General features: G+C 69.7%; 18 protein-coding genes and 1 riboswitch. Of the genes, 8 read left to right on the top strand and 10 right to left on the bottom strand.

Annotated elements, in window-relative coordinates; translation table 11 throughout:
- Positions 1 to 59 precede the first annotated feature (59 nt).
- Positions 60 to 2,279 carry an NADP-dependent isocitrate dehydrogenase gene (locus ACWGO6_RS04440; protein ID WP_452325948.1) on the top strand — a complete coding sequence of 740 codons (2,220 nt, stop codon included), beginning with the start codon at positions 60 to 62 and terminating at the stop codon, positions 2,277 to 2,279.
- A 63-nt stretch (positions 2,280 to 2,342) separates the two neighbouring features.
- Here ACWGO6_RS04440 and ACWGO6_RS04435 read toward each other — a convergent pair whose 3' ends face one another.
- Positions 2,343 to 3,833: a L,D-transpeptidase family protein gene (locus ACWGO6_RS04435; protein WP_136042696.1), complete on the bottom strand. Its 1,491-nt coding sequence runs from the start codon at positions 3,831 to 3,833 to the stop codon at positions 2,343 to 2,345.
- 106 nt (positions 3,834 to 3,939) lie between these two features.
- Positions 3,940 to 4,344, bottom strand: a complete 405-nt coding sequence (locus tag ACWGO6_RS04430) for a RidA family protein (RefSeq protein WP_136042695.1) — start codon at positions 4,342 to 4,344, stop codon at positions 3,940 to 3,942.
- A 26-nt stretch (positions 4,345 to 4,370) separates the two neighbouring features.
- Between ACWGO6_RS04430 and ACWGO6_RS04425 the strand changes: the two genes are divergently transcribed.
- From ACWGO6_RS04425 to nagB, 5 genes are all read left to right on the top strand, one after another.
- Complete coding sequence (locus ACWGO6_RS04425) at positions 4,371 to 5,588, top strand: type III PLP-dependent enzyme domain-containing protein (protein ID WP_136042694.1); 1,218 nt, start codon at positions 4,371 to 4,373, stop codon at positions 5,586 to 5,588.
- Positions 5,579 to 8,842 (top strand): family 20 glycosylhydrolase, encoded by a 3,264-nt coding sequence (locus ACWGO6_RS04420; protein ID WP_452325947.1) that lies wholly within the window; start codon positions 5,579 to 5,581, stop codon positions 8,840 to 8,842. The genes ACWGO6_RS04425 and ACWGO6_RS04420 overlap by 10 nt, the downstream gene beginning before the upstream one ends.
- A 79-nt stretch (positions 8,843 to 8,921) precedes the next feature.
- Positions 8,922 to 10,109, top strand: a complete 1,188-nt coding sequence (locus ACWGO6_RS04415) for an ROK family transcriptional regulator (RefSeq protein ID WP_136042692.1) — start codon at positions 8,922 to 8,924, stop codon at positions 10,107 to 10,109.
- 43 nt (positions 10,110 to 10,152) lie between these two features.
- Positions 10,153 to 11,118 carry an ROK family protein gene (locus ACWGO6_RS04410; protein WP_452325946.1) on the top strand — a complete coding sequence of 322 codons (966 nt, stop codon included), beginning with the start codon at positions 10,153 to 10,155 and terminating at the stop codon, positions 11,116 to 11,118.
- Positions 11,111 to 11,890 (top strand): glucosamine-6-phosphate deaminase, encoded by a 780-nt coding sequence (gene nagB / locus ACWGO6_RS04405; RefSeq protein ID WP_452325945.1) that lies wholly within the window; start codon positions 11,111 to 11,113, stop codon positions 11,888 to 11,890. The genes ACWGO6_RS04410 and nagB overlap by 8 nt, the downstream gene beginning before the upstream one ends.
- 16 nt (positions 11,891 to 11,906) lie before the next feature.
- Here the strand turns inward: nagB and ACWGO6_RS04400 are convergent, their stop codons facing one another.
- From ACWGO6_RS04400 to ACWGO6_RS04375, 6 genes are all read right to left on the bottom strand, one after another.
- Positions 11,907 to 12,314 carry an NUDIX hydrolase gene (locus ACWGO6_RS04400; RefSeq protein WP_452325944.1) on the bottom strand — a complete coding sequence of 136 codons (408 nt, stop codon included), beginning with the start codon at positions 12,312 to 12,314 and terminating at the stop codon, positions 11,907 to 11,909.
- Entirely contained in the window at positions 12,307 to 13,671 is a 1,365-nt protein-coding gene (locus ACWGO6_RS04395; RefSeq protein ID WP_452325943.1) for an FAD-binding oxidoreductase, read from the bottom strand. The genes ACWGO6_RS04400 and ACWGO6_RS04395 overlap by 8 nt, the downstream gene beginning before the upstream one ends.
- 24 nt (positions 13,672 to 13,695) lie before the next feature.
- Entirely contained in the window at positions 13,696 to 14,067 is a 372-nt protein-coding gene (locus ACWGO6_RS04390) for a YrdB family protein (RefSeq protein WP_136042688.1), read from the bottom strand.
- A 9-nt stretch (positions 14,068 to 14,076) separates the two neighbouring features.
- Positions 14,077 to 16,179 (bottom strand): sigma-70 family RNA polymerase sigma factor, encoded by a 2,103-nt coding sequence (locus tag ACWGO6_RS04385; RefSeq protein ID WP_452325942.1) that lies wholly within the window; start codon positions 16,177 to 16,179, stop codon positions 14,077 to 14,079.
- A gap of 691 nt (positions 16,180 to 16,870) precedes the next feature.
- The gene (locus ACWGO6_RS04380; protein WP_452325941.1) at positions 16,871 to 18,043 is read right to left on the bottom strand and encodes an N-acetylglucosamine-6-phosphate deacetylase; all 1,173 of its coding nucleotides are present in this window, start codon (positions 18,041 to 18,043) and stop codon (positions 16,871 to 16,873) included.
- Positions 18,040 to 19,551 (bottom strand): family 20 glycosylhydrolase, encoded by a 1,512-nt coding sequence (locus tag ACWGO6_RS04375; protein ID WP_452325940.1) that lies wholly within the window; start codon positions 19,549 to 19,551, stop codon positions 18,040 to 18,042. The genes ACWGO6_RS04380 and ACWGO6_RS04375 overlap by 4 nt, the downstream gene beginning before the upstream one ends.
- 109 nt (positions 19,552 to 19,660) lie before the next feature.
- Positions 19,661 to 19,745, top strand: a riboswitch (ZMP/ZTP riboswitch).
- A gap of 40 nt (positions 19,746 to 19,785) precedes the next feature.
- Between ACWGO6_RS04375 and glyA the strand changes: the two genes are divergently transcribed.
- Entirely contained in the window at positions 19,786 to 21,060 is a 1,275-nt protein-coding gene (glyA, locus tag ACWGO6_RS04370) for a serine hydroxymethyltransferase (RefSeq protein ID WP_136040519.1), read from the top strand.
- Positions 21,061 to 21,248: 188 nt separating this feature from the next.
- On the top strand, positions 21,249 to 22,127 hold the full coding sequence (locus tag ACWGO6_RS04365; RefSeq protein ID WP_136040518.1) for a bifunctional methylenetetrahydrofolate dehydrogenase/methenyltetrahydrofolate cyclohydrolase: 879 nt from the start codon (positions 21,249 to 21,251) through the stop codon (positions 22,125 to 22,127).
- Positions 22,128 to 22,215: 88 nt separating this feature from the next.
- Here the strand turns inward: ACWGO6_RS04365 and ACWGO6_RS04360 are convergent, their stop codons facing one another.
- Both ACWGO6_RS04360 and ACWGO6_RS04355 read right to left on the bottom strand, forming a co-directional pair.
- Positions 22,216 to 22,785, bottom strand: a complete 570-nt coding sequence (locus tag ACWGO6_RS04360; RefSeq protein ID WP_452325939.1) for a hypothetical protein — start codon at positions 22,783 to 22,785, stop codon at positions 22,216 to 22,218.
- Positions 22,786 to 22,845: 60 nt separating this feature from the next.
- On the bottom strand, positions 22,846 to 23,565 hold the full coding sequence (locus ACWGO6_RS04355) for a DUF6882 domain-containing protein (protein WP_452325938.1): 720 nt from the start codon (positions 23,563 to 23,565) through the stop codon (positions 22,846 to 22,848).
- Positions 23,566 to 23,641: the final 76 nt, after the last annotated feature.

The raw sequence follows: 23,641 nt of genomic DNA, 5'->3' as shown, positions 1-23,641 counted from the left end.
AGGCCACTCAGGTATCTTGGTATCGAGACAAATAGACCACAAGAGCGGAGAACCTCCCGGTGACCGACGAAGCCATCATCTACACCCACACAGACGAGGCGCCGGCACTGGCCACCGCCTCGTTCCTGCCGATCATCCAGGCCTACACGGGTCAGGCGGGCATCGACTTCGAGACCCGCGACATCTCGCTGGCCGGCCGCATCCTGGCCGCCTTCCCGCAGAAGCTCACGCCGGAGCAGCAGGTGGGTGACGCCCTCGCCGAGCTGGGTGGCCTGGCCACGCTCCCCGAGGCGAACATCATCAAGCTGCCGAACATCTCGGCATCGATCCCGCAGCTCAAGGGCGCCATCGCGGAACTGCAGGAGCAGGGCTACGACATCCCCGACTTCCCGGACGAGCCGTCGTCGCTCGAAGAGAAGGACGTGCGCGCGCGGTACGACCGCATCAAGGGCTCCGCCGTGAACCCGGTGCTGCGTGAGGGCAACAGCGACCGCCGTGCGCCTCTCGCGGTGAAGAACTATGCGAAGAAGCACCCGCACCGCAACAAGCCGTTCGCCGAGGGATCGAAGACGCGCGTCGCCACTCTGGGGCACGATGACTTCAAGCACAACGAGCGGTCCTGGGTCGCGGCCCACGACGACGTCCTGAGCTTCCGCCACACGGCGGAAGACGGAACGGTCACCGTGCTGAAAGAGGGGCTCAAGGTCCTGCCGCGCGAGATCGTCGACGCGACGTTCCTCTCCGCCACCGAACTCGACGCGTTCCTCGCCGAGACTCTGGCCACGGCGAAGGCCGACGACGTGCTCTACTCGGTGCACCTCAAGGCGACCATGATGAAGGTCAGCGACCCCATCATCTTCGGTCACGTGGTGAAGGCATTCTTCGCCGACGTGTTCGCGCAGTATGGCGACAAGCTGGCTGCAGCCGGACTCAGCGCGAACGACGGTCTCGGCTCGATCCTCGCAGGGCTCGCGAACGTCACGGGCGGCGACGAGATCGCCGCGGCGTTCGATAAGGCCATCGCCGAGGGCCCTCGCCTGTCCTACGTGAACTCCGACAAGGGCACGACCAACCTGCACGTGCCCAGCGATGTCATCGTCGACGCCTCGATGCCTGCGCTCGTGCGCAACGGTGGCAAGCTCTGGGGCAAGGACGGTGAGGAGGCGGACACCCTCGCGGTCATCCCCGACTCCTCGTACGCGAGCGTCTACCAGGCCGTGATCGATGACGTCATCGCGAACGGACCGCTCGACCCCGCCACGATCGGCACCGTCCCGAACGTGGGGCTCATGGCGCAGGCGGCCGAGGAGTACGGCAGCCACGACAAGACGTTCGAGATCGCGGCGGACGGCATCGTCCAGGTGCTCGACAGCGAGGGCACGGTGCTCATCGAGCACGCGGTCGGCAAGGGTGACATCTGGCGGGCGACGCAGACCAAGCACATCCCGGTGATGGACTGGGTCAAGCTCGCGGTCACCCGCGCCCGCGCGACCGGCGTGCCGGCCGTGTTCTGGCTCGACGCGAACCGCTCGCACGACGCGCAGATCATCGCGAAGGTGCACCAGGGTCTGGCGACGCTCGACACCAAGGGCCTCACGATCACGATCCTCGCGCCCGAGGAGGCGACGCGCTACACGCTCGCCCGCATGCGTCACGGGCTCGACACGATCTCGGTCACCGGCAACGTGCTGCGCGACTACCTCACCGACCTGTTCCCGATCCTCGAGGTCGGCACGAGCGCCAAGATGCTCTCGATCGTTCCGCTGCTCGCGGGCGGCGGCCTCTTCGAGACGGGTGCGGGCGGCTCCGCCCCCAAGCACGTGCAGCAGCTGGTCGAGGAGAACTACCTGCGCTGGGACTCGCTCGGCGAGTTCTTCGCGCTGGCCGCATCGCTCGAGCACTTCGCCGACCGCACGGGCAACGAGAAGGCCCGCGTGCTGGCTGAGACGCTGGATGCCGCGACCGGCATCTTCCTCGAAGAGGACCGCTCCCCGGGCCGTGCGCTGGGCACGATCGACAACCGTGGCAGCCACTTCTACCTGGGCCTGTACTGGGCGCAGGAGCTGGCCACGCAGACGAAGGACGCCGAGCTCGCCGCGTCCTTCGCGCCGATCGCCGCCACGCTCGCCGAGAACGAGGAGAAGATCGTCTCCGAGCTCAACGCGGTGCAGGGCAAGCCGGTGGAGATCGGCGGCTACTACCGTCCCGACGAGAAGCTCGTCGCCGCGGTCATGCGTCCGTCCGAGACGCTGAACGGCATCGTCGACGCGCTGCGCTGACACACGAGAAGGGGGTGGATGCTTCGGCATCCACCCCCTTCTTCATGTCCGCGCCAGGGCGGCTCAGTAGTAGACCGACACCTCGAGGCCGACCGGCGACCAGTCGTAGACGTACTTGGCGAGGTCGATCGGGAGGTTCACGCAGCCGTGGCTCATGCGCTGGCCGAAGTTGTTGTGCCAGTAGGTGCCGTGGAACCCGATGTTCGGTGCGAACCAGGTGATCCAGGGGACGTCTTCGGTGCAGTAGGGCGCGCCCTCGTAGCAGCCCATGTCCTGGATGGACGTGTGCGCGAACACCTTGAAGTTTCCGGCCGGGGTCAGCGTGCCGGGCAGGCCGGTCGACACGGCCCAGGACTGGACGACCTCGTTGTTCTGGAACAGGTAGGCGCGCTGCGAGCTCAGGTTGATCTCGATGCGGCGGAACAGGTTCACCGTCTCGAACGCGGTCTCGCCCACGGTGAGCTTGAACACCCCGTCGCCGGCGGCGAGCTGCTGCGCGAACTGCTCGGCGACACCCGACGTGTCGCCGACGGCGCGGCCGACGACACCCTCCTGCTCGGCCCGCAGCACGGTGCCGGCGGAGTCGACGATGTTCGTGGCGTTGACAGGTGCCCGGTCGACGAGACCCGGAAGCGTGTCGACCGTGGCCTGGATGGCCTGCGGATCGGCTTCGATGCGCAACTGACCGTCTTCGGCGACCACGGTCAGCCAGGTGGCGGCGACCGCGGGCTTGACCGGTACGGTGCGTTCGTCGCCGACGTAGAAGCCGATCGTCCCGAGCATCGTGTTCAGCCCGGTGGCGGTCGCGGTGGCGTCGTCGTCGGAGACGGCAGGCAGGGCCTCGGCCGGACCGCCGGGGTATTCGAGAGACGTCTTCCCCTCGGCTACCGCGTCGGTGAAGGCGGCGGTGAGATCGTCGACGTCGATTCCGGTGCCGGGCTCCGAGGCCGTGACGATGTACTTTCCGCTGGCGGGGTCGAATGCGACGCCGGCGTCCACCGGGTCTTGGAAGCTCGTCGGAACGGCGCTGCGCAGCGCCGTAGAAGCCTTCTCCGCATCGAGGGCGATGTCGGCGGGAACCGGATCGCCCATCCACATGCCGAGGTTCCACAGGGGGCGTTCGGCGAAGGCGGCATCGGCGAGAGCGGTCGCATCGAGGGACGCGCCGAGGTCGGCGCCCGTCAGCACCGCGTCGTCTCCCTCGCCGGTGAGTGTGACCTCGGTCTCGGCGAGATGCGTGCTGATCGCTTCGGCAGCGGCGCCGGGGGTCATCCATCCGACCGGGATCCCGGCGACGGTGGTTCCCGGCGCGATGAGGACCAGCGAGGCGGCTCCTGCGCCCAGCGCGACGACACCGAGTCCGAGCCCGATCCAGAGCCCGAGGCGACGCTTCTTCGGTGCCGGCTCGACAGGCGCCCACGCCAAGGGCTGCTCGCCCGTGGTGGGCGGCTCGGTGTCGGAACCCGGCTCTCGCGGCGTGAGTACTGCGGTGGGCGTGGCGTCGTCGCCGTGCGCCTCTGCTGCTGCGCCCGGCGCGGAAATCAGATCGGTCACGAACTCACCCCCCGGCTCTCAAACGTGTCCTAGACGTCCAATGGTACGGGATGGGAGGTAACGGGGAGGCAACGGTCCGTGATATCGTCCCTCCCCGCGCCGGCGGTCAGTCGACGATGGCGATGCCGTCGATCTCGACGAGCATCTCCTCGCGGGGCAGACCGGTGAAGACGGTCGTGCGCGACGGGAGGATCCCGCTGGGGGTGTTCGCCGTCACGAAGGCGCCGTAGGCATCGTTCATGATCGGGAAGTCCTCACGCTTGGTGAGGTACACGCGCAGCATCACGACGTCGTCGAAAGTCGCGCCGGATGCCTCGACGATGGCCTTGACGTTCTCGAGTGTGCGCGTGGTCTGCGCGGCGACATCGCCCGGGAAGAGGTACTCGTTCGTCTGCGGGTCGACCGGGCCCTGGCCGGACACCTGAACGAACGCCCCCTTGCGGATCCCCTGAGAGAAGGTGTGCGCGGGAGCGGGGGCGGCATCGGTGGAAACTCGGATCTTCGCAGTCATGTCATCCAGCCTAGTAGCCTTGTTAGATGCCTCTACAAATTCCGGATCCCGTTCTCGGCGCCTGGACGAAGGGCTTCCCGGCGCATGCTGCGGGACTCCGACTCTCGGAGGTCGCCGGCGCTGATCTGCACCTTTCCGACCTGGTCACGCCGGTGCTCACGGTGCACGAGGGGGCGCTCGACCACAACGAGAGGACCGTCTTCGCGTGGGCGCGGGAGCAGAGGGTGCTGCTCGCGCCGCACGGCAAGACCACGATGGCGCCCGCCCTCTGGCAGCGGCTGCTCGATGCCGGTGCGTGGGGTATCTCGGTCGCGACACCGTGGCAGGCCGAGGTCGCCGTCGACGCCGGTGTCCCGACGGTGCTGATCGCCAACGCCGTCACGGACGCCGCCGCGGTGCGGCGACTGAGTGCGCTGCTCGCCGCCGATGAGGGGCTGCGGGTGCTGTGCTGGGCGGACTCCCTCGACGGCGTCGCGATCCTGGCGGACGGGATGCGCGGTGCCGCGCGGCCGCTCGACGTGCTGGTCGAACTCGGTGGGGCGCAGGGCCGGACCGGCGCGCGCAGCGTGGACGAGGGAGAGCGGATCGCGCAGGCGATCTCGGAGTCTTCCGGGCTGCGACTCGCCGGCGTCGCCGGATACGAAGGTCCGTTCGGGCCGGATCGCAGCGCTGCCTCCGTCGCGGCCGTCGACGCGTATCTCCGGACGATCGTCGAGCTCCACACGCGGCTGGTGTACCCCGAGGGTGTCCGTCCCGTGCTCAGCGCGGGCGGCAGCTCTTTCCCCGACCGCGCCGCGGCGGTCCTCGCGCCCGAGGGCGCCGATGCCGATGTCGTGCTGCGCTCGGGTGCCTTCCAGATCCACGACGACGGCTTCTACTCCCGCATGTCGCCGTTCGGCCCGTTGACCGGAACCGCTCGGCTCAGTTCCGCGATGCACGCCTGGTCGCGCGTCGTCTCTCAGCCGGAGGAAGGCCTCGCCCTGTTGGATGCGGGCCGACGCGATGTGCCGTTCGATCTCGATCTGCCGGTCCCGCAGTCGGTCGACGGCGAGATCACGGCGCTCAACGATCAGCATGCGTTCCTGCGGTTGGCGGAGGGCGCGTCGGCGGCGGTCGGCGACGTGGTGCGTCTGGGACTCTCGCACCCCTGCACGGCGTTCGACAAGTGGCGCGTGGTCGCGGTGATCGATGATCCCGATGCCGAGGATCCGCGCGTGATCGGAGCGGTCGCGACATGCTTCTGAGCGCGGAGAAGGCCGCTGCCGGCCTGGTGCGGGTGTACCGCGGAGCGACGGTCGTCGATGGGACGGGGTCGGCGCGCTACGTGGCCGACGTCGCCGTCGAGGGCGCGAGGGTGGCGGCGGTTCTGCCACTCGGGAGCGCCGGGGTCCTCGAGCTTCCGGAGGGTGCGGTGGAGATCGACGCGGCCGGTCTCGTGCTGGCGCCGGGATTCATCGACATGCACGCGCACAGCGACCTCGCCGTGCTGAGCGGCGCCGATCACGACGCGAAGATCCGGCAGGGCGTCACCACCGAGGTGCTCGGTCAGGACGGCCTCGGCTACGCCCCGCTCGATGACGACGCGGCCGCCACCATCCCCGGGCAGATCGCCGGATGGAACGGCATGCCGGCCGAGGTTCCGTGGCGGACGATGGGCGACCTGATCACTGCGATCGATGCGGCAGCCGTGGCCAACGCCGCGGTGCTCGTGCCGCAGGGGAACCTCAGGCTGATGGTCGTCGGGCACGAGAACCGCCCGGCGACAGCGGTCGAGATCACTGCGATGGCGGACCTGCTCGGTGCAGCGCTGGACGCCGGCGCCTTCGGGATGTCGAGCGGCCTCACCTACACGCCGGGAATGTATGCCGACACGGCAGAACTCGAAGCGCTGTGCCGCGTGGTCGCGGAGCGCGGCGGCTACTGGGCGCCGCACACCCGCAGCTACGGCGGGGGAGCACTCGACGCCTACCGGGAAGTGCTCGACATCGGTCGCCGCACCGGATGCCCCATCCACCTCACCCACGCCACGATGAACTTCGCCCCGAACCGGGGGCGGGCAGCGGAGCTCCTGGCCCTGATCGACGAGGCCATCGCGGATGGCGTCGACGTGACCCTGGACACCTATCCCTATCTGCCGGGAGCAACGACGCTCGCCGCGCTGCTGCCGAGCAGGCTCGCCGCGACGGGTGACCTGTTGCGGGCCGTCTCCGAGCTCGACGCGGCCGGCCGGGAGGCCGTTCGCGTGGAACTCGAGGAGATCGGGTGCGACGGCTTCCACGGCGAGAGGGCCGACTGGACGCAGATCCAGATCTCGGGCACGGCCCATCCTGCTCTCGCAGACCTGGTCGGTCGGACGGTGGCCGAGGTCGCCGAGACGACGGGGCGCCGAGCGGTCGACGTCGTGCTCGACACGATCGTCGCCGATGCCGGTGCCACGGGCATCCTGATGCACATCGGCGATGAGGAGAACGTCCGCGCGATCATGCGCCATCCGCGGCACACGGGAGGAAGCGACGGGATCCTGATCGGCGCGCGGCCGCATCCCCGCGGTCGGGGCACGTTCCCGCGGTATCTCGGACACTACGTGCGCGAACTGGGCGTGCTCACGCTGGAGGAGGCCGTGCAGCATTTGACGGGGACGCCCGCCAGGCGGCTGGGCCTCGACCGCGACGATGCTCCGCGCGGTGTGATCCGCTCCGGTGCGACCGCCGACCTCGTGCTGTTCGATCCCGAGACCATCGCGGCCGGGGCGACATTCGAGGAGCCGTTCGCCGCACCGCTCGGCATCGTCGAGGTGCTGGTTGGCGGAGTGCCCGTCGTCTCCGACGGCGAGCCCACCGGCGCGACGCCGGGCCGGGCGCTGCGGATGCCGCCGGCGCCCCACCGGGCCACGGTGCCCCGCATCGACGCGCGCATCGACCCGATGGCGCCCGGGTTCGCCTGGTCGGGGAAGACGCCCGTGCTCGCCCCCGCGGAGCTCACGGCCGCTGCAGCCACGCTGGGCGGTCTCGGTGATGACGACGGAGGGCCGTGCATCCGCCTCGTGGTCGACGAGACGCTCGGCGACGATGCCGCAGCGGTCGGGCGCATCGGAGGCGAGGCGTTCCGCGTCAGCGTGAGCGAATCGGGCATCGAGGTCCGTGGCGCGACTCCCGCCGGCGTGTACCGCGGCGCAACGGTGCTGCGGCAGCTGCGCGACCCGGAGGGAGCCGCGACGCCGATCCCGGCCGGCGTGTGGGAGGGAGCACCCGCCTATGCGTGGCGGGGCGCGATGCTCGACGTCGCACGCCACTTCCGGACCGTAGAGGAGGTGCGTCGGCTCATCGACCTTCTGGCCGATCATCACCTCAACGTCCTGCACCTGCATCTCACGGACGATCAGGGGTGGCGGTTCGAGGTGCCGGGGTTCCCCCGGCTCACCGAGGTCGGTGCCCGTCGAGCGGCGACGCAGCGCGGTCACGGTCCGCTCGCGACCGTCGAGCCGGGCATCCACGAGGGCTTCTACACGACGGCCGAGCTGCGGGATCTGGTGAGATACGCCGCCGATCGCTTCGTGACGCTGGTCCCGGAGGTCGAGCTGCCCGGTCACGTCCAGGCCGCGCTCGCCGCGTATCCCGAGCTCGGGAACACCGATGTCGGAGATCCGGTCGACTCGCCGTGGGAGCGGTTCGGCGTGAACCCGCGCACGCTCGCTCCGACCGAGGCCTCGCTGGTATTCGGCCGTGCAGCCATCGACGCCCTGTGCGACGTGTTCGACTCGGAGTGGATCGGCATCGGCGGGGACGAGGTGCCCGTGACCGAATGGGAGCAGAGCGCTGCAGCCGCCACCCGGATGCAGGAGCTCGGACTCGCCTCGGCGCACGACGTGCAGCCCTGGTTCACGGCCCACTTCGTCGCACATGTCCGCGCGAGAGGTCGCACGGCGCTGGCGTGGGACGAGGTGCTCGAGGGGGATGTCCCCGACGGGGTCCGGATCCTCGCCTGGCGCGGCCCGGTCGCGATGCGTGCCGCTCTCTCGCGCGGCATCGAGGTCGTGGCCTGCCCCGACCTCGAGGTGTACCTCGACTACCCCCAGTCCGAGTCCGCGGAGGAGCCCATCAGGGTCGGCCCTCCGCTGACGATCGAACGCGCCTACACGCTGCGTGTCGAGGATGGAGCGGTCGGCGGCCAGGCCAACGTCTGGAGCGAGCATCTGCCCACCCGTGATCGGGTCGACTTCGCGATGTTCCCGCGGCTGGCGGCGATCGCCGAACGGCTCTGGGAGGGTGGCGAGCCGGCACCCTACGCGGACTTCGGACGACGTCTGTCGACGCACCTGCGCCGCCTCCGTGCGGCGGGGGTGCGGTATCGTCCACTGGACGGACCTGCGCCCGATCAGCGGCGTCCCGGCGTGCCGGGCAAGCCCCTGACGATCGAGGCGCGCGAGCACATCGTCGCCGGTCTGGTGGCACGCCTTCTCGAGCGATCGCACAACGCCTCCGCCGAGTATCGAAATTAATGTAACGTTTCGGTAACCCTCCCCGCGCGTCTGCGGGGAGAGGTTGCACAAATTTTGTTCGTAAGGTCTACTAACAAACATGTCCGTTTCGGATGAACAGCGTCCCGCGCCGCAGGTGGAGTACCTCGGCGCGAACACGCATGCCTTCGGTCCTGGGCGCCACCTGCGCTCGCGCGCGAAAGTGCTCCCCGAGCATGCCCGCGGCCACAACCGTGCACTGGTCCTGCAGACGCTGTATCACGCCGGGGCGATGAGTCGTGCCGACCTCTCGCGCGAGACAGGCCTGACCAGGGTCACGATCTCCGATCTCGTCGCGGAGTTCATCGCCGACGGCATCGTCGTCGAAATGGGCGTCCGCGAGGCCGTCGGGCCCGGCAAGCCGCCGATCCTGATCGACATCGACCGCGTGGGCCATCAGATCCTCGGCCTCGATCTCTCGGGTCCCAGTGCTTTCACCGGGGCCGTGCTGAGCCTGGACGGCGACGTGCTCGAGCGGCGTGAAGTCCCGCGGCCGGAATCGCCCGACGGCGAGGCGGCGTACGCCGCCCTGCACGAACTCGCGAAGACCCTGGTCGCCGCCTCCACGCAGCCCCTGTTGGGCGTCGGCATCGGCACCCCCGGGGTCGTGCGGCCCGATGGACTCGTGCTCAGCTCGCCGAACCTCGGCTGGACGAACTTCCCCCTCGAGGCGAAGCTGGGCATCGACCTCGATCTGCCCGTGCTCGCCAGGAACGACGCCAACGCGGCGGTGCTCGCCGAATACACCTTCGGGGACGCGAAGGCCGACTTCATGCTGATCAAGATCGGCAAGGGCGTGGGCGCCGGGCTCATCACCGGCAGCCAGCCGTTGCTGGGCAGCCGCTTCGCGGCGGGGGAGATCGGGCACGTCGTCGTCGGCACCGACGGCGGTCCCCGGTGCGCCTGCGGCAAGGACGGCTGCCTCGAAGCCTGGCTGAGCGTCAGCCGCCTGCGCGCGGCATTGGAGTCCGACCCCGACGCCCGCGACGAGATCCTGCGCGACGCCGGAACCCGCATGGCGATCGCCATCGCTCCGATCGTCGCGGCCCTCGATCTCTCCGAGGTCGTGCTCTCCGGACCCGCGGATCTGCTCGACGGCATCCTGATCGACGCCGCGATCGAGACGCTGCACGCCCGCACGCTCGAGGGCGTCTTCGAGGACGTCGTCGTGCGCCGGACACATCAGGAGGACATCGTCCTGCGCGGTGCTGCGGTGATGGTGCTCTCCGGTCAGCTGGGCGTGTCGTGACGCTCCTCTGCACCACTGTCGAGACCGCCGGGAGCGGCATCCGATGAACGGTGCGAGTGTTGCCGACCACACCGGTCGGCCGATTCGAGTGGGCCTGGACGTCGGTGGAACGAAGATCGATGCGGTGGCCGTCGACCCCTCCGGTGAGATCGTCGGGCGACTCCGCCGGGTCACCGGCTGGGGAGACGACGCCGTCGTCGAAAGCATCGTGGCGGCTGTCAGCGCTCTCGCCGATGAGGTCGGCTTGCCGTCGTCCGACATCGGCTCCGTAGGGATCGGCATCCCCGGGCTGGTCGATGCCGACGCCGGGCGGGTCGATCATGCGGTCAATCTCGGCGTGGAGTCGCTGGAGCTCGCCGACCGCGCGGAGCAGGCCCTCGGCATCCCGTTCCGAGTTGAGAACGACGTGAAGGCCGCAGCGCTCGGAGCGGCGGCCCTGAGCGGGGTCACCGGGTCGATGGCGTATCTCAACCTCGGCACCGGCGTCGCGGCAGGCATCGTGATCGACGGTCGCATCTGGCGCGGTTCCCGTGGCACCGCGGGGGAGGTGGGGCACCTCTCGGTCGACCCGAACGGCCGTCTGTGCGGATGCGGCCAGCACGGCTGCGTCGAGACGTTCTGCGGGGGCGGAGCGCTCGCCAAGGCGTGGGGGCGACCGGGTGCACTGCCGATCAGAGACATCTTCGATGCCGCCGACGCCGGCGATCCGCTCGCCCTCGCGCTCCGCACCGACCTCTTCCACGGCGCCGCCGCTGCGGTGCGGGTTCTCGTGCTCTCCGCCGACGTCGAGACGGTCGTGATCGGGGGAGGGCTCACGGCTCTCGGCGACCGACTGGACGGCGGCATCCGCGCAGCGTTGCACGCGGGCGCCGAGGCATCGCCGTTCATGCAGTCCCTCCGCCTGGATGAGAGAATCGAACTGCTTCCGGCCGGGTCTCCCGCTGCCGCTTTCGGCGCCGCACTCGTCGGCGCATCCATCACCGAGAAGGAGATCGTCCCGCATGGCTGAGGTCGTCATCGTCGAGAATGCCGAGGCCGCAGGCGCCCTGGTCGCCACCGAGATCGTCGAGCTGATCGTACGCCGCGCGGATGCAGTGCTCGGGCTCGCGACCGGGTCCACTCCACTCCCCGTCTACCAGGCGCTGCGCACGCAGCTCGCCGGTCGCGACGTCTCGCAGGTGCGCGGTTTCGCCCTGGACGAATACGTCGGCATCGACCCGGCTCATCCGGAGAGCTACCGATCCGTCATCACGCGCGAGGTCGTCGAACCGCTCGGGCTCGACCCGGAGCGCATCCACGTCCCGAACGGCGCTCTCGCGACGATTCAGCACGCCGGCGACGACTACGAGGCAGCCATCGAGGCCGCCGGTGGGGTCGACCTGCAGATCCTCGGGATCGGCACCGACGGACACATCGGCTTCAACGAGCCGGGGTCGTCGTTCGCCTCGCGCACTCGCGTGAAGACCCTCACGGAGCAGACCCGCGAGGACAACGCACGCTTCTTCGACTCGATCGACGACGTGCCGATGCACTGCATCACGCAGGGCCTCGGCACCATCCTGAAGGCGCGGCACCTGGTGCTGCTCGCGTTCGGCGAGGGCAAGGCAGAGGCGGTCGCCGGCGCGGTCGAGGGGCCGCTCACGGCGCTCCTGCCGGGTTCCGCCATCCAGCTGCACCCGCATGCGACCATCGTGGTCGACGAGGCCGCAGCCTCGCGTCTCCAGCTCGCCGATTACTACCGTTACACGTTCGCGAACAAGCCGGCTTGGCAGGGCATCTGACGCCTGTCCGGCGCGCTCAGCCCGCCAGCGCGGGCCAGGCGATCGGCAGCAGGTGCTCGACGCTCAGGGGTGCCAGGGGGAGTGTCGCGACGTCCGCCGGAGTGATCCACCGCAGCTCGGCGAGTTCCGCCTGGACCGTGGCGGCTCCGGGGTCGACGGATGCCGCGAAGGCCGCGGCGACGACACGGTGACCGGGTTCGTTCGCGGCCGCGGAGACGAAGGTCCCGAGCGGCTGAAGCTCACTCTCGTCGAGCGTCAGCCCCAACTCCTCGTGGAGCTCGCGGATCAGGGTCTGCACGGCGGACTCACCGGGCTCGGGCTTGCCTCCCGGCTGCATGAACCGAGTGGTGCCCTGTTTGCGGACGACCAGCACCCGCCCTTCGGCGTCGACGATCACGGCAGCGCTCACGTGGATGTCAGGCATCGGGGCTGAACACCTTTCCCGGGTTGAGGATGCCGAGGGGATCGAACACCGCGGCGATCTGTCGCTGCAGCAGCCACTGGTCTTCTCCGAGCTCGTCGGCGAGCCAGCGGCGCTTCAGGACGCCGATGCCGTGCTCTCCGGTCAGCGTCCCGCCGAGGGCGATCGCCGCGCGGAACAGCTCGTCGGCCGCCGCCCACACCTCGGGTGGGACGTCGGGGCCCTCGAAGAGGAAGTTGGGGTGCAGATTGCCGTCGCCCGCGTGCGCCACCGTCGGGATCGTGAGTCGGTATTCGCGTTCGATACGCGCGATCTCGTCGAACATGGCGGGCATCGCGCTGCGGGGCACGGAGACGTCTTCGATGAGCGTCGTACCCAGCGACGCCATGGCCGCGTGCATGGATCGGCGGATCGCCAGCAGCTGCTCTCCCTCCGCGCGGTCGTGCGAGACGACCGTCACCCCACGGTGAGCGCGAAGGATCTCCGCGATGGTATCGGCTTCGACGCGAGCGGCAGGGCCGTCGGTCTGGATGGTGAGCTGGGCCGCTCCCGGTGTCGGTGCGGGAAGGCCGAGGAGCGCGTGCACCGCGGTGAGGCTCGCGGCGTCCATCAGCTCCATGATCGCCGGCTGCACTCCCGCGGCGGTCACCGCAGCGGAGGCGGAGGCGGCGGCACGCACGCCGGGGAAGGTGGCGACCACCGTGCAGGTCTCTCCCGGCACGAGCCTGCGCAGCTTGAGGGTCGCACCCACCACGACGCCGAGCGTGCCTTCGGAGCCGACGACCAGCGCCGTGAGGTCGAGGCCGGTGACGCCCTTGACGCTGCGGTGCCCGAGGTGCAGCAGCCGCCCGTCGGCGAGGACCAGGTCGACGCCGAGCACGGCATCGCGGACCACGCCGTATTTGGCGCAGAGCAGCCCGCCGGCGCCGGTGGCGATGTTGCCGCCGACCGTGGAGATGTCGCGGCTGGCCGGGTCGGGTGCCCACCACAGCCCGTGTCGCGCGAGCTCTGCATTGAGGTCGGCATTCAGGATGCCGGGTTCGACGACGGCGAGCAGATCGTCTGGCCGCACCTCCCGGATCGCGGTCATCCGCCGCAGGGACAACACGATCTCGCCGCTGCCGGCGTTCGCCCCACCGGCGAGTCCGGTGCCGGCTCCGCGGATGACGACCGATGTGCGCGCGGCCGACGCGATGCGCATCGTCTGCTGCACGTCCTCGACCCGTTCGGCGTGGACGACGGCGATCGGGCGTCCGGCTGCGGCATGACCGGAGCGATCGGCTCTGGCCTGCTCGAGAACAGCCTCGTCGGTGTCGACGAGCGCGCCGAGCGACTCCTTCAGCTGTGTCAGGACGCTCATGGCTGCGCGCTCACGACGGGAGGCTCACGACAGGGCGCGCCGACCGCTGAGGACGCCCGCGACGACGGCCACCAGGGCGAAGGCGGTGCCGATCAGCGCCTGACCCATCGACCACCAGGCGATCGTCACGCCGACATAGATCAACAGCTCGACGGCGGCGCGGAGGAACGGGTGCACGCGCAGGACCGGACGCGGCGACAGGAAGAGTGCCCAGATGAGGATCACGATCACCGGTGCCCCGATGCCGAGGATCACGTTCCACGGGAGATCCCAGCTGGCGAATCCCCACAGCGCGAGAGAGGCGACGGCAGCGACCAGGACGACGGTGCGGACGACATCGAGGGCGGAGATGTTCGGGCGCTCGACGCCGGGAACGGGTGCGGGATCCGAGGACATGCAACCAGTCTATTCGGCGGCCGGAGCGTCCTCGGCCGGGGCGATGGCGGCGGTGTCGGTGGCGGGAGCGGCCGCAGCAGGTGCGGGCTCGGCGGGCGCCTCGGGAGCGGGAGCGGGAGGAGCCGGTGCTGGTGCGGGAGGAGCCGGAGCGGCCGGAGCAGGTGCCGGTGCGGCGGGCTCGACGGGTGCGGGTGCCGGTGCGGCGGCCGGTGCGACGGGTGCGGCCGGTGCCGGCTCGGTCTCCGCTGCTGCGTCGGCGGTCGCGGGGTATTCGCCCTCGAGAGCCTGTTCCGCTTCCTGCAGGACGGCCTCGACAGCGGCACCGGACTCGAGTGACAGCAGAGTCGTGTCGGCGGACGGACCGACCTTGTCCGCCAGGACGTAGCGGAACGTGACGACGGTCGTGTCGGCGTACAGGACCTGCCAGAAGTCCGGACGAAGGTCGATCGTGCCGGTGCCCGCGTCGTCGAGGACGATGGTGTCGCCACCGCCGCTGCTGCCGTCGAGGAGCGCTTCGACCGTCGTCCCCGGTGCACCGGTGACCGGCACGCTGTAGTGGATGGTGAAGCCGCTGAACCAGATGGTCGCACCGGACCAGGTGGGCGCTTCCGTCGGGTCGACGGGGTCGACAGGATCGACCGGGTCCACGGGATCGACCGGGTCGACGGGATCGACGGGGTCGACAGGATCGACCGGGTCCACGGGATCGACCGGGTCGACGGGATCGACCGGGTCGACGGGATCGACCGGGTCGACGGGATCGACCGGGTCGACAGGATCAACCGGGTCGACGGGGTCCACCGGATCGACGGGGGCGGCGGGAGGAATCGGCGGAGCGACGACGGGACCTGCGTCTTCCTGCGGCTGCTCCACCGAGGACTCTTCGACAGGCGGGAGCACAGGCGCCTCGTCCGGCACGGTCTCCGGCTCATCGATGACGATCGGCTCTTCGAGGTTCAAGGATGCGTCAGGCCCGACCTGCGACGTGATCGACGACGGGTCGGCGTCTCCGGCGCTCGGCTGCGAGGTGGCCGGCTCGGCACCGGAGAGCCCGGGGATGATGGTGGCCGCGGCCACGACGCCTGCGACGACCAAAGCTGCGGAACCCGCACCGACGAGCGCCCCGATCCCCGTGAAGGCTCCGCCGGTCGACGATGCTCCGGCAGCGCCGCCGGTGCCACCGGCGGCACCGCCCGACCCGGTGCCGCCACTCGAGGAGGCGATGCCCGTCGCCGCAAGGCCCGTCGGGTCTCCGGCGAACACGGCGCCCGGGATGCTGGAAGGCATGGCCGCCAGAGCGACGATGGGAGTTCCGGCACCCTGCAGCGTCGCAAGGTATCCCGCCGCGCCGGTGACGCCCAGCACGAGGGGGAGCAGGACGAGGGCGAGGCGCTTGGAGACGTCTTTGGCCTCGGCGGCGACGATCATGCAGCGAGCGCACTCGTCGAGGTGCAACTCGAGGCGCTTGTGGTCGCGAGTGCTGAGGTTGCCGCGCGAGTAGGCGCCCAGGTGCTCGATGGTCCACTGGCACTCGGAGCCGTCTTCGGCGCTGCGCAGATGCGCCTGGATCCAGGCCTCGCGGAGTCCCTCGCGAGCGCGGAAGGCCAGCTGCGACACCGCGCCGGACTTCATGCCCAGCAGGTGTCCGACTTCCTGCGGCTTCATCTGCTCGATCTCGGTGTACCAGAGCACTTCCTGCCAGCGGGAGGGAAGGCTGCGGAACGCCTGTGCGGTGAGGCTCCGATCGAGGGCCTCGTTCGCGGCCTGGTCGGTGGTGTCGGGGTCGGCGACCGTGTCGAGCTCGTCGATCGCGGTCTCGCGGCGGGCACGGCCCCACCCTGCGGCAGTGTTGCGGATGCTGGTGAAGAGATAGGCGCGGAACGAGCCGTTGGGGCCCCCGCCCTTGAGGATGGCCTGGTAGATGCGGGTGTACGCCTCCTGCACCAGGTCGTCCGCGTCGATCGACGAGGTGACCGAGCGTGCGACCGCGATGCCGGACGGGTAGTGGCGGCGCCAGAGTTCGCCGAACGCGCCTGTGTCGCCCGAGCGGGCGCGCAGGATCAGGTCGGCGTCACCGATCGGTTCGTCGTGAGTCGTGTTCTCTTCGTGCACAATCATCCATCTGTCGCGGGCGCAGGTACGTCTCTACAAGGTGAGATGCGTGAGGGCGCCGCTCATCACGCGACTTCACCATTCTCTCGCGAATCTCCCAGGTAAGCCACCCTTCTCTGCGAATTCTGAACCGATATGGGGGTTCTGGACAGGCGCGGGTCGCACCGGCTCGGCTCGGGCATCCACGGTCTCTCGAAGTTTTTCTGGAAGTCGCGTAATGAACCCTTGGGGTCGCCGTCTCATCCCATAGAGACAGCCGTACGAACTCCTCCGGGGGGCGGAGTTCAGGTGCTGGTGCGAAGGATGTGCACCGGTCGGGCGGGTCGGGATCCTCGGGGGAGGAGAGCCCGGCCCCCCATCTCTGCACACGAGGAATGAGACCGCCGATCTGGGGGCCGGCGGTCTCCCCGCGTGGGTCGGTCTTCGGACCGGAAGAACTTCTCGAAGATTTTCGACGAGTCGCGTAATGAATCGGTGGGGATGCCGTCTCATCCCATAGAGACAGCCGTACGAATCCCTCCGGGGGGCGGGATTCAGGCAGCGGTCGGTCGGGATCCTCGGGGGAGGAGAGCCCGGCCACCGGCTCTGAGAGGGGAAACGGGGCCGCCGATCTGGGGAACGGCGGCCCCCCACCCTGAACAGGAACGACCGGAGAGCGCAGGGTTGCGCGTCGCGCGATGCTCTGCCGCCTCTAGGCGAGCAGCCGTGGTCCCGACCACACTCGTGCGACGCGCAGCTCGGCATCCAGCAGCACGGCATCTCCGAGCATGCCGACGGCGAGCCCGCCGAGTTCGGCCGAGCGGCCGATCGCCCGCGCCGGCGTCGCGGTGAGAGCCCGCACCGCTTCTGTGAGCTCCACGCCCGCGGCCACTGCGCGTCGCAGCGCCACATCCTGAGTGAGGGTCGAACCGGCGATCGAGCCGGTGTCATCCGCTCGGGCCACGCCGTTCTCGACCGTGACACCGACCGCTCCGAGGTCGTAGTGGCCGTCGGCGCTTCCGGCCGCGGCCATGGCGTCGGTGATGAGAGCCACTCGGCCGGGGGCGGAGTCGAAGAGCAGCTTGACGACGTGCGGGTCCAGGTGCACGTCGTCGGCGATCGCCTCCAGCACCACCCGATGATCGGCGGCGGCGGCGAGCACCGGTCCGGGAGCGCGATGGTGGATGCCGGGCATGGCATTGAACGCATGGGTGAGGATCGACGCACCGGCCTCGAACGCGGCCACGGCCATCGCCGCATCGGCATCGGTATGGCCCACCGCTGCCGCGGATCCGGCGGCCACGATCTGCCGGATCGCATCAAGTCCACCGGGGAGTTCGGGGGCGATCGTCACCTGGCGGACCGTGCCACGGCCGGCTTCGAGCAGGCGCGCGACGTCGGATGCGACCGGGTGGCGCAGGAGCGTGGGCTCGTGCGCGCCGTGGTGACCGGGGTCGAGGAAAGGCCCTTCGAGGTGCGAGCCGAGGATGTCCGCATCGGTCTCGGTCAGGTCCGCGATCGTCGCGACGTTGCGCGCGAGCGCATCGATCGATGCCGTCACGAGTGACACCACCGCTCGGGTGGTGCCGTGCGCGCGGTGCAGATCACGCCCGGTGCGAATCGCCTCCACCCCGTCGTCGAACGATGCACCGGCACCGCCGTGCCCGTGGATGTCGATGAAACCCGGGGTGAGCAGGGCGCCGGGGCTGGCATCCGCCGCCGCATCGACGACCGCAGCGGCGGGCGACCAGTCGGTGCCGGTGCCGCGAGCGGTGACGATGCCGTCCTCGATGCGGATCCAGCCGTCTTCGGTGATCTCGCCGCGATCGATGATCCTGGCCGAATGGATGACCAGCGAACCGGTCGCGGAGGAGTGGGTGCTCAACGTTCGCTCCAGGGGATCTCGTCTGCGGGGTGGAAGTCGACCCCCTCAGCCTTCCACAGCGGTGCGAGTGACCCGACCCGCACCCGGAAGGACTCCCAGACCCGCTCGGGACCGTGCTGCGGTGACCATGCCACCTCTGCCTGGGCGGCTGCGCGGGGGAAGACCAGCTGCTCGACATCGCCGAACGTGCGCGTGGTCTCGGACCACAGCGGCGCCTCGACGCCGAGGATGGCGGCATCCGGCACGTCGAGGACGGCGGTCGGCTCCCACTCGTAGGCTGACCGGACATCGATGATCGCAGCCCACGTCAGTCCGAGGGGGAAGTCCTCGGTGTACTTCATGTCGAGGTAGGTGACGTCCGCTGCGGACATGATCAGTGCGCCACCGCGCTCGACGAAGTGCGCGGCCTCTTCGGCATGGGTGCCCTCCGGGGTCGTCTTGCCCCAGTACTGCCCGACCGTTCCCTCGGCGATGTTCGCCGCGGATCCCATCTCGTGCCACGCGACCGGGGTCTTGCCGGCCTCGACGACGATCGCGGTGGCACGCTCGGCGAACAGGTCGAAATCGGCCTGCGGGGTGCCGAGCGACTCGTCGCCGCCGACGTGGATGTACGGACCCGGGGTCATCTCCGCCAGCTCGCGCACGACGTCGCGCACGAAGTCGTACGTGCGCTCTTCGTGGATGCGCACGCTGGAGTGCCCGACCCCCCAGCCCAGGTAGCTCTCGCCGGCGACCGGCAGCGCCTGGCCGAGGCGTTCCGAATCCGCGATGAGGTTGTCGTTCATGACGGGCTTCTCGACCAGCTCCGGGTAGGCGACGCCGATCGCGTGCGTGTGACCGGGGAGGTCGATCTCGGGGATCACGATCATGTGGCGCGAGGCGGCGTACGCGACGATCTCGCGGTAGTCGTCCTTCGTGTAGAAGCCGCCGGGGTCGCCGTTCGCCGACGTGGCGGCGGACAGCTCGGTGAGCTTTGGCCAGGAGTCGATGTGCACGCGCCACCCCTGGTCGTCGCTGAGGTGCAGGTGCAGGTGGTTGAGCTTGAGCGCGCTCGTGCTGTCGATGAACTTCTTGACGTCGTCGACGCCGAAGAAGTGCCGAGCCACGTCGAGCATCACTCCCCGTCGGGCGAAGCGCGGAGAGTCCGCGACATCGGCTCCGAGGAGCGCCCAGCCGGAGTCGTCCTGACGGAGCAGCTGCAGCAGGGTCTGCACGCCGTAGAACAGTCCGGCCTCATCGGCGCCGACGATGACCGCACGATCGCCGATCTCGAGCGTGTAACCCTCCGGCGCCGACGAGTTCGGGTCGACGAACAGCTCGATCTCGGCGGGGGCCTCGTCGGCGACGGAAAGACGGATGCCTGTGCGGCGCTCGACCGCGTCGATCAACTGGGCGGCGGCGGGGGAGGAGCCGAGCACGCGCGTCGTCGCGGTGACCGGCATCCGCCCTTCTCGTGCGATGGCGGACACGGGCGCGGGCACGAGCGGAAGAGGATGAGGAAGGACCATGAACAAAACGTACCGGTCAGCGCGGTCGAGTGGAATGGGAGAAGTCGAATCGATTCTGCGGCGGGGGGTCGAGACGTCCGTGTCCGCCGCCTCCGGCATCGGCTATGCTCGTAACCGTCGCGACTGGCGTCTGGGTGGACTACCACCGGGGAGCGACTGACCACGGAATTCGACCGCGCGCCTGGGCCGATTGGAACACCCCTTTCGAATCCGTCGTCAAAGGAGCATGTCACCATGACCGACCGTTACTTCAACGCCCCGCTCGCCGAGGTCGACCCGGAGATCGCCGAGGTCCTCGATCGCGAGCTGAAGCGTCAGCAGACCTTCCTCGAGATGATCGCCTCGGAGAACTTCGTTCCCGTCTCGGTGCTGCAGTCGCAGGGCTCCGTGCTCACGAACAAGTACGCCGAGGGCTACCCCGGTCGCCGCTACTACGGTGGCTGCGAAGAGGTCGACGTGGCGGAGTCCCTCGCGATCGAGCGCGCCAAGAGCCTGTTCGGCGCCGAGTTCGCGAACGTGCAGCCGCACTCCGGTGCATCGGCGAACGCCGCTGTCCTGCACGCGATCGCGCGCCCCGGCGACACTCTGCTCGGCCTTTCGCTCGACCAGGGCGGCCACCTCACGCACGGCATGAAGATCAACTTCTCCGGCCGGCTCTACGACATCGTCGCGTACGGCGTCGACCCCGAGACCTCGACCATCGACATGGCCGAGGTCCGTCGCCTCGCGATCGAGCACAAGCCCAAGGTCATCATCGCCGGCTGGTCGGCCTACCCGCGCACCATGGACTTCGCGGCCTTCCGCGAGATCGCCGATGAGGTCGGCGCACTCCTCTGGGTCGACATGGCGCACTTCGCCGGTCTGGTCGCGGCGGGTCTGCACCCGAACCCGGTTCCCCACGCGCACGTCGTCTCCTCGACCGTGCACAAGACGATCGGCGGCCCGCGCTCCGGCTTCATCCTCACGAACGACGCCGAGCTCGCCAAGAAGATCAACACCGCGGTCTTCCCCGGGCAGCAGGGCGGCCCGCTCATGCACGTGATCGCCGCCAAGGCGACCGCGTTCAAGCTCGCCGGCACCCCGGAGTTCAAGGAGCGTCAGGAGCGCGTGCTGCGCGGTGCGAAGCTCATCGCCGAGCGCCTGTCGCAGCAGGACGTGAAGGATGCCGGCATCGCGGTGCGCTCCGGCGGCACCGACGTGCACCTGGTGCTCGTGGACCTGCGCGATGCCGAGATCGACGGCAAGCAGGCGGAAGACCTCCTGCACGACATCCACATCACCGTGAACCGCAACGCCGTCCCGAACGACCCGCGTCCGCCGATGGTCACTTCGGGTCTGCGCGTCGGCACCCCGGCGCTCGCGACCCGCGGCTTCGGCGACGCCGAGTTCACCGAGGTCGCCGACATCATCGCCCTCGCGCTGCTCCCCGGTGCCGATGTGGAGTCGCTGCGCGCCCGCGTCGACGCTCTCGCCGCCGCGTTCCCGCTCTACCCGGACCTGCAGCAGTAGCCCCGCACCCCGCACCCCGCACCCCGCACTCGCGAGTGCACGGATGCCGCCGAGTGCACGGGATGCTGCCGAGTGCAGGGCCTATCGACGTGAACGGGCCGTGCACTCGACGAGAAGCCGTGCACTCGGCGGCGACGGCGGGGGATGTGACGACGCACGACTTGGACGCACGAGGTAAGGAAGAACACATGACGGCGAAGATCCTGGACGGGAAGGCGGCGTCGGCCGCGATCCGTGCTGAACTCACCGAGCGCGTCGCCGCGCTGAAGGAGCGGGGCATCACGCCCGGCATCGCGACGGTGCTCGTGGGCGCCGACCCGGCATCGCAGCTGTACGTGGGGATGAAGCACCGGCAGTCCGAGGCGATCGGGATGAACTCGATCCAGCGCGAGCTGCCGGCGGACGCCACCCAGGCCGAGGTCGAAGCACTGATCGACGAGCTCAACGCCGATCCGGCGTGCCACGGCTACATCGTGCAGCTGCCGCTGCCGAAGCACCTCGACACCGATGCCATCCTCGAGCGGATCGACCCTGCCAAGGATGCCGACGGCCTGCACCCGACCAACCTCGGCCGGCTCGTGCTGAACGTCAACGCCCCTATCCACACGCCGCTGCCCTGCACACCTCGTGGTGTGATCGAGCTGCTGCTGCGCAACGACTACGACCTCAAGGGCAAGCACGTGGTGGTGGTCGGCCGCGGAGTGACGATCGGCCGTTCGATCGGGCTGCTGCTCACCCGCCGCGACCTCAACGCCACGGTCACGCTCACCCACACCGGCACCGTCGACATGCCGCGGTACCTGCGGGAGGCCGACGTGATCGTCGCCGCCGCCGGTGTGAAGCACCTGATCCGCGCCGAAGACGTCAAGCCCGGTGCCGCTGTGCTCGATGTGGGCGTCACCCGCGAGAGCGATCCGGAGACCGGCAAGAGCCTGGTGTTCGGCGACGTCGCGCCCGGAGTCGCGGATGTCGCGGGCTACATCTCACCGAACCCCGGAGGTGTCGGTCCGATGACCGTCGCCCTGCTCATGACGAACGTCGTCGAGGCAGCGGAGCGTCTCGGCTAGCCCCCTCGGGGCACCGCAGATACGCACGACGTCGCAGGAATCGGTGAGATTCCTGCGACGTCGTCGTCTGACTGCGGCGTGAGGCCGGTCAGCCGAGTTCGTCGAGCATCCGGCGCTGCTCGGGCGTGAGACCGTCACTCAGCTCGTCGCGGGCAGCGCGTGTCTCAGGGGACTCCGATGCGGTGGTGGTCGTGGAGGTCGTCGCGGGTGCGGACTTCGAGCGCCCGCCCTTCACCCGCGCCTGCACGGAGTCGTAGATCTCCGCGGTCTTGGCCCGCATCCGGTCGTCGATCTGGTCGTAGATCATCCAGCCGAACAGCAGCGCCAGCGGCGGCAGCACGAATGCCCACAAGCCCGAGGCGCGCACACCGCTGAACCACACCGTGAGCACCCAGATGATGAGCTCGACCAGATACACGAGGACGTACTGGACGATCTTCTCGCCGGTCTTGGTGCGCTCGGCGGCCGATTTCGCCGCGGACCTGCGGAAGGCTCCGGCGAGCAACGGCTTCACGAACAGGGCGGCGAGGGTCAGGATCACCGAGGCCCACAGCGCGTTCCATCCCACGGAGACGCCGGGCAGCAGCAGGCCGATCAGGAGCAGCACTGCGACGTTGAACACGTAGAGCGCGACGAACCGGACGATTCCGTTCTTCATGCGACCAAGAATCCCACAGATCACGTTCGCGCGGCCACGTCGAGCGGCCCTCGCGAGCGGTCAGTTCTGCGCGTGCAGCGTGCTCTCGATGCCGCTGATGCGGGCCTGCTCATCGAACCGGAACGTGGCAGTACCGGAGGAGTCCGACACGGAGGCGCCGGAGAATGCGTCATCTGTCCAGGTGAGCGTCCAGCCGGCGAGCCGCGCGAGATCCCAGACGGCGGTGCGCGCGTCGGGCAGGTCCGCGCCGGTGAGCACCCGGGGGAGGGCGACGACCGCGTCGGCGACCGTGAGCGGTGCGAGCGGCGCGTCGAGCAGGAACACCGCGCGGGTGCCGTTGCCGACGGGGGCTGAGTAGTACGGCGAGCGTCCGGTCAGCTCGACGGCCACCCCGCCGACCGTGTGAGCTGCCTGCGCGATCCACTCGTCGTCGCCGGCTCCCTCGGGGAACGGTACCTCCGAGGTCGTCAACTCTGCGATCCCGTGCTCGGTGCCGTATGCGTGCAGCTGAGCGGCCACGCCCTGCGGGTCGCCGCTGGGGTGCGCCCAGGCCCACAGCAGCGAACGGGGCCCCGGCGCGATCGTCGCGATCAGGTGTGCGCGGGTGACGAGCTGCCGCGAGGGGTCGTCGTTCGCCGTGAAGGTGAGCGTCCCCGCAGCCATGTCCGCGTCCCAGCGGTGCTCGCCGAGAGCATCGGCGGCGGCGGCGAGGGCGTCCTGTCGGAGTGCGACGAAGAGGGCGGCACGGTCGGCGAGGGGCTGGAGAGCGGCGAAGGTCATGCCGACAGTCTCGCCGGAAATGCTATGAATCCGCTAGCTCACGGGGATGCGCCGGGTGCTCGAATCGCGCGGATGG

The organism is Microbacterium sp. NPDC055665 (genome assembly GCF_053618035.1).
This window is presented reverse-complemented; position numbering and strand designations above follow the sequence as displayed.

Bases quoted from the DNA above. Each gene is read 5' to 3' on its own strand.
- ACWGO6_RS04355 (WP_452325938.1), bottom strand. From the start codon at position 23,565: ATGACCTTCGCCGCTCTCCAGCCCCTCGCCGACCGTGCCGCCCTCTTC.
- ACWGO6_RS04430 (WP_136042695.1), bottom strand. From the start codon at position 4,344: ATGACTGCGAAGATCCGAGTTTCCACCGATGCCGCCCCCGCTCCCGCG.
- ACWGO6_RS04400 (WP_452325944.1), bottom strand. From the start codon at position 12,314: ATGCCTGACATCCACGTGAGCGCTGCCGTGATCGTCGACGCCGAAGGG.
- ACWGO6_RS04390 (WP_136042688.1), bottom strand. From the start codon at position 14,067: ATGTCCTCGGATCCCGCACCCGTTCCCGGCGTCGAGCGCCCGAACATC.
- ACWGO6_RS04375 (WP_452325940.1), bottom strand. From the start codon at position 19,551: ATGGTCCTTCCTCATCCTCTTCCGCTCGTGCCCGCGCCCGTGTCCGCC.
- glyA (WP_136040519.1), top strand. From the start codon at position 19,786: ATGACCGACCGTTACTTCAACGCCCCGCTCGCCGAGGTCGACCCGGAG.
- ACWGO6_RS04395 (WP_452325943.1), bottom strand. From the start codon at position 13,671: ATGAGCGTCCTGACACAGCTGAAGGAGTCGCTCGGCGCGCTCGTCGAC.
- ACWGO6_RS04410 (WP_452325946.1), top strand. From the start codon at position 10,153: ATGAACGGTGCGAGTGTTGCCGACCACACCGGTCGGCCGATTCGAGTG.
- nagB (WP_452325945.1), top strand. From the start codon at position 11,111: ATGGCTGAGGTCGTCATCGTCGAGAATGCCGAGGCCGCAGGCGCCCTG.
- ACWGO6_RS04360 (WP_452325939.1), bottom strand. From the start codon at position 22,785: ATGAAGAACGGAATCGTCCGGTTCGTCGCGCTCTACGTGTTCAACGTC.
- ACWGO6_RS04420 (WP_452325947.1), top strand. From the start codon at position 5,579: ATGCTTCTGAGCGCGGAGAAGGCCGCTGCCGGCCTGGTGCGGGTGTAC.
- ACWGO6_RS04425 (WP_136042694.1), top strand. From the start codon at position 4,371: ATGCCTCTACAAATTCCGGATCCCGTTCTCGGCGCCTGGACGAAGGGC.
- ACWGO6_RS04415 (WP_136042692.1), top strand. From the start codon at position 8,922: ATGTCCGTTTCGGATGAACAGCGTCCCGCGCCGCAGGTGGAGTACCTC.
- ACWGO6_RS04365 (WP_136040518.1), top strand. From the start codon at position 21,249: ATGACGGCGAAGATCCTGGACGGGAAGGCGGCGTCGGCCGCGATCCGT.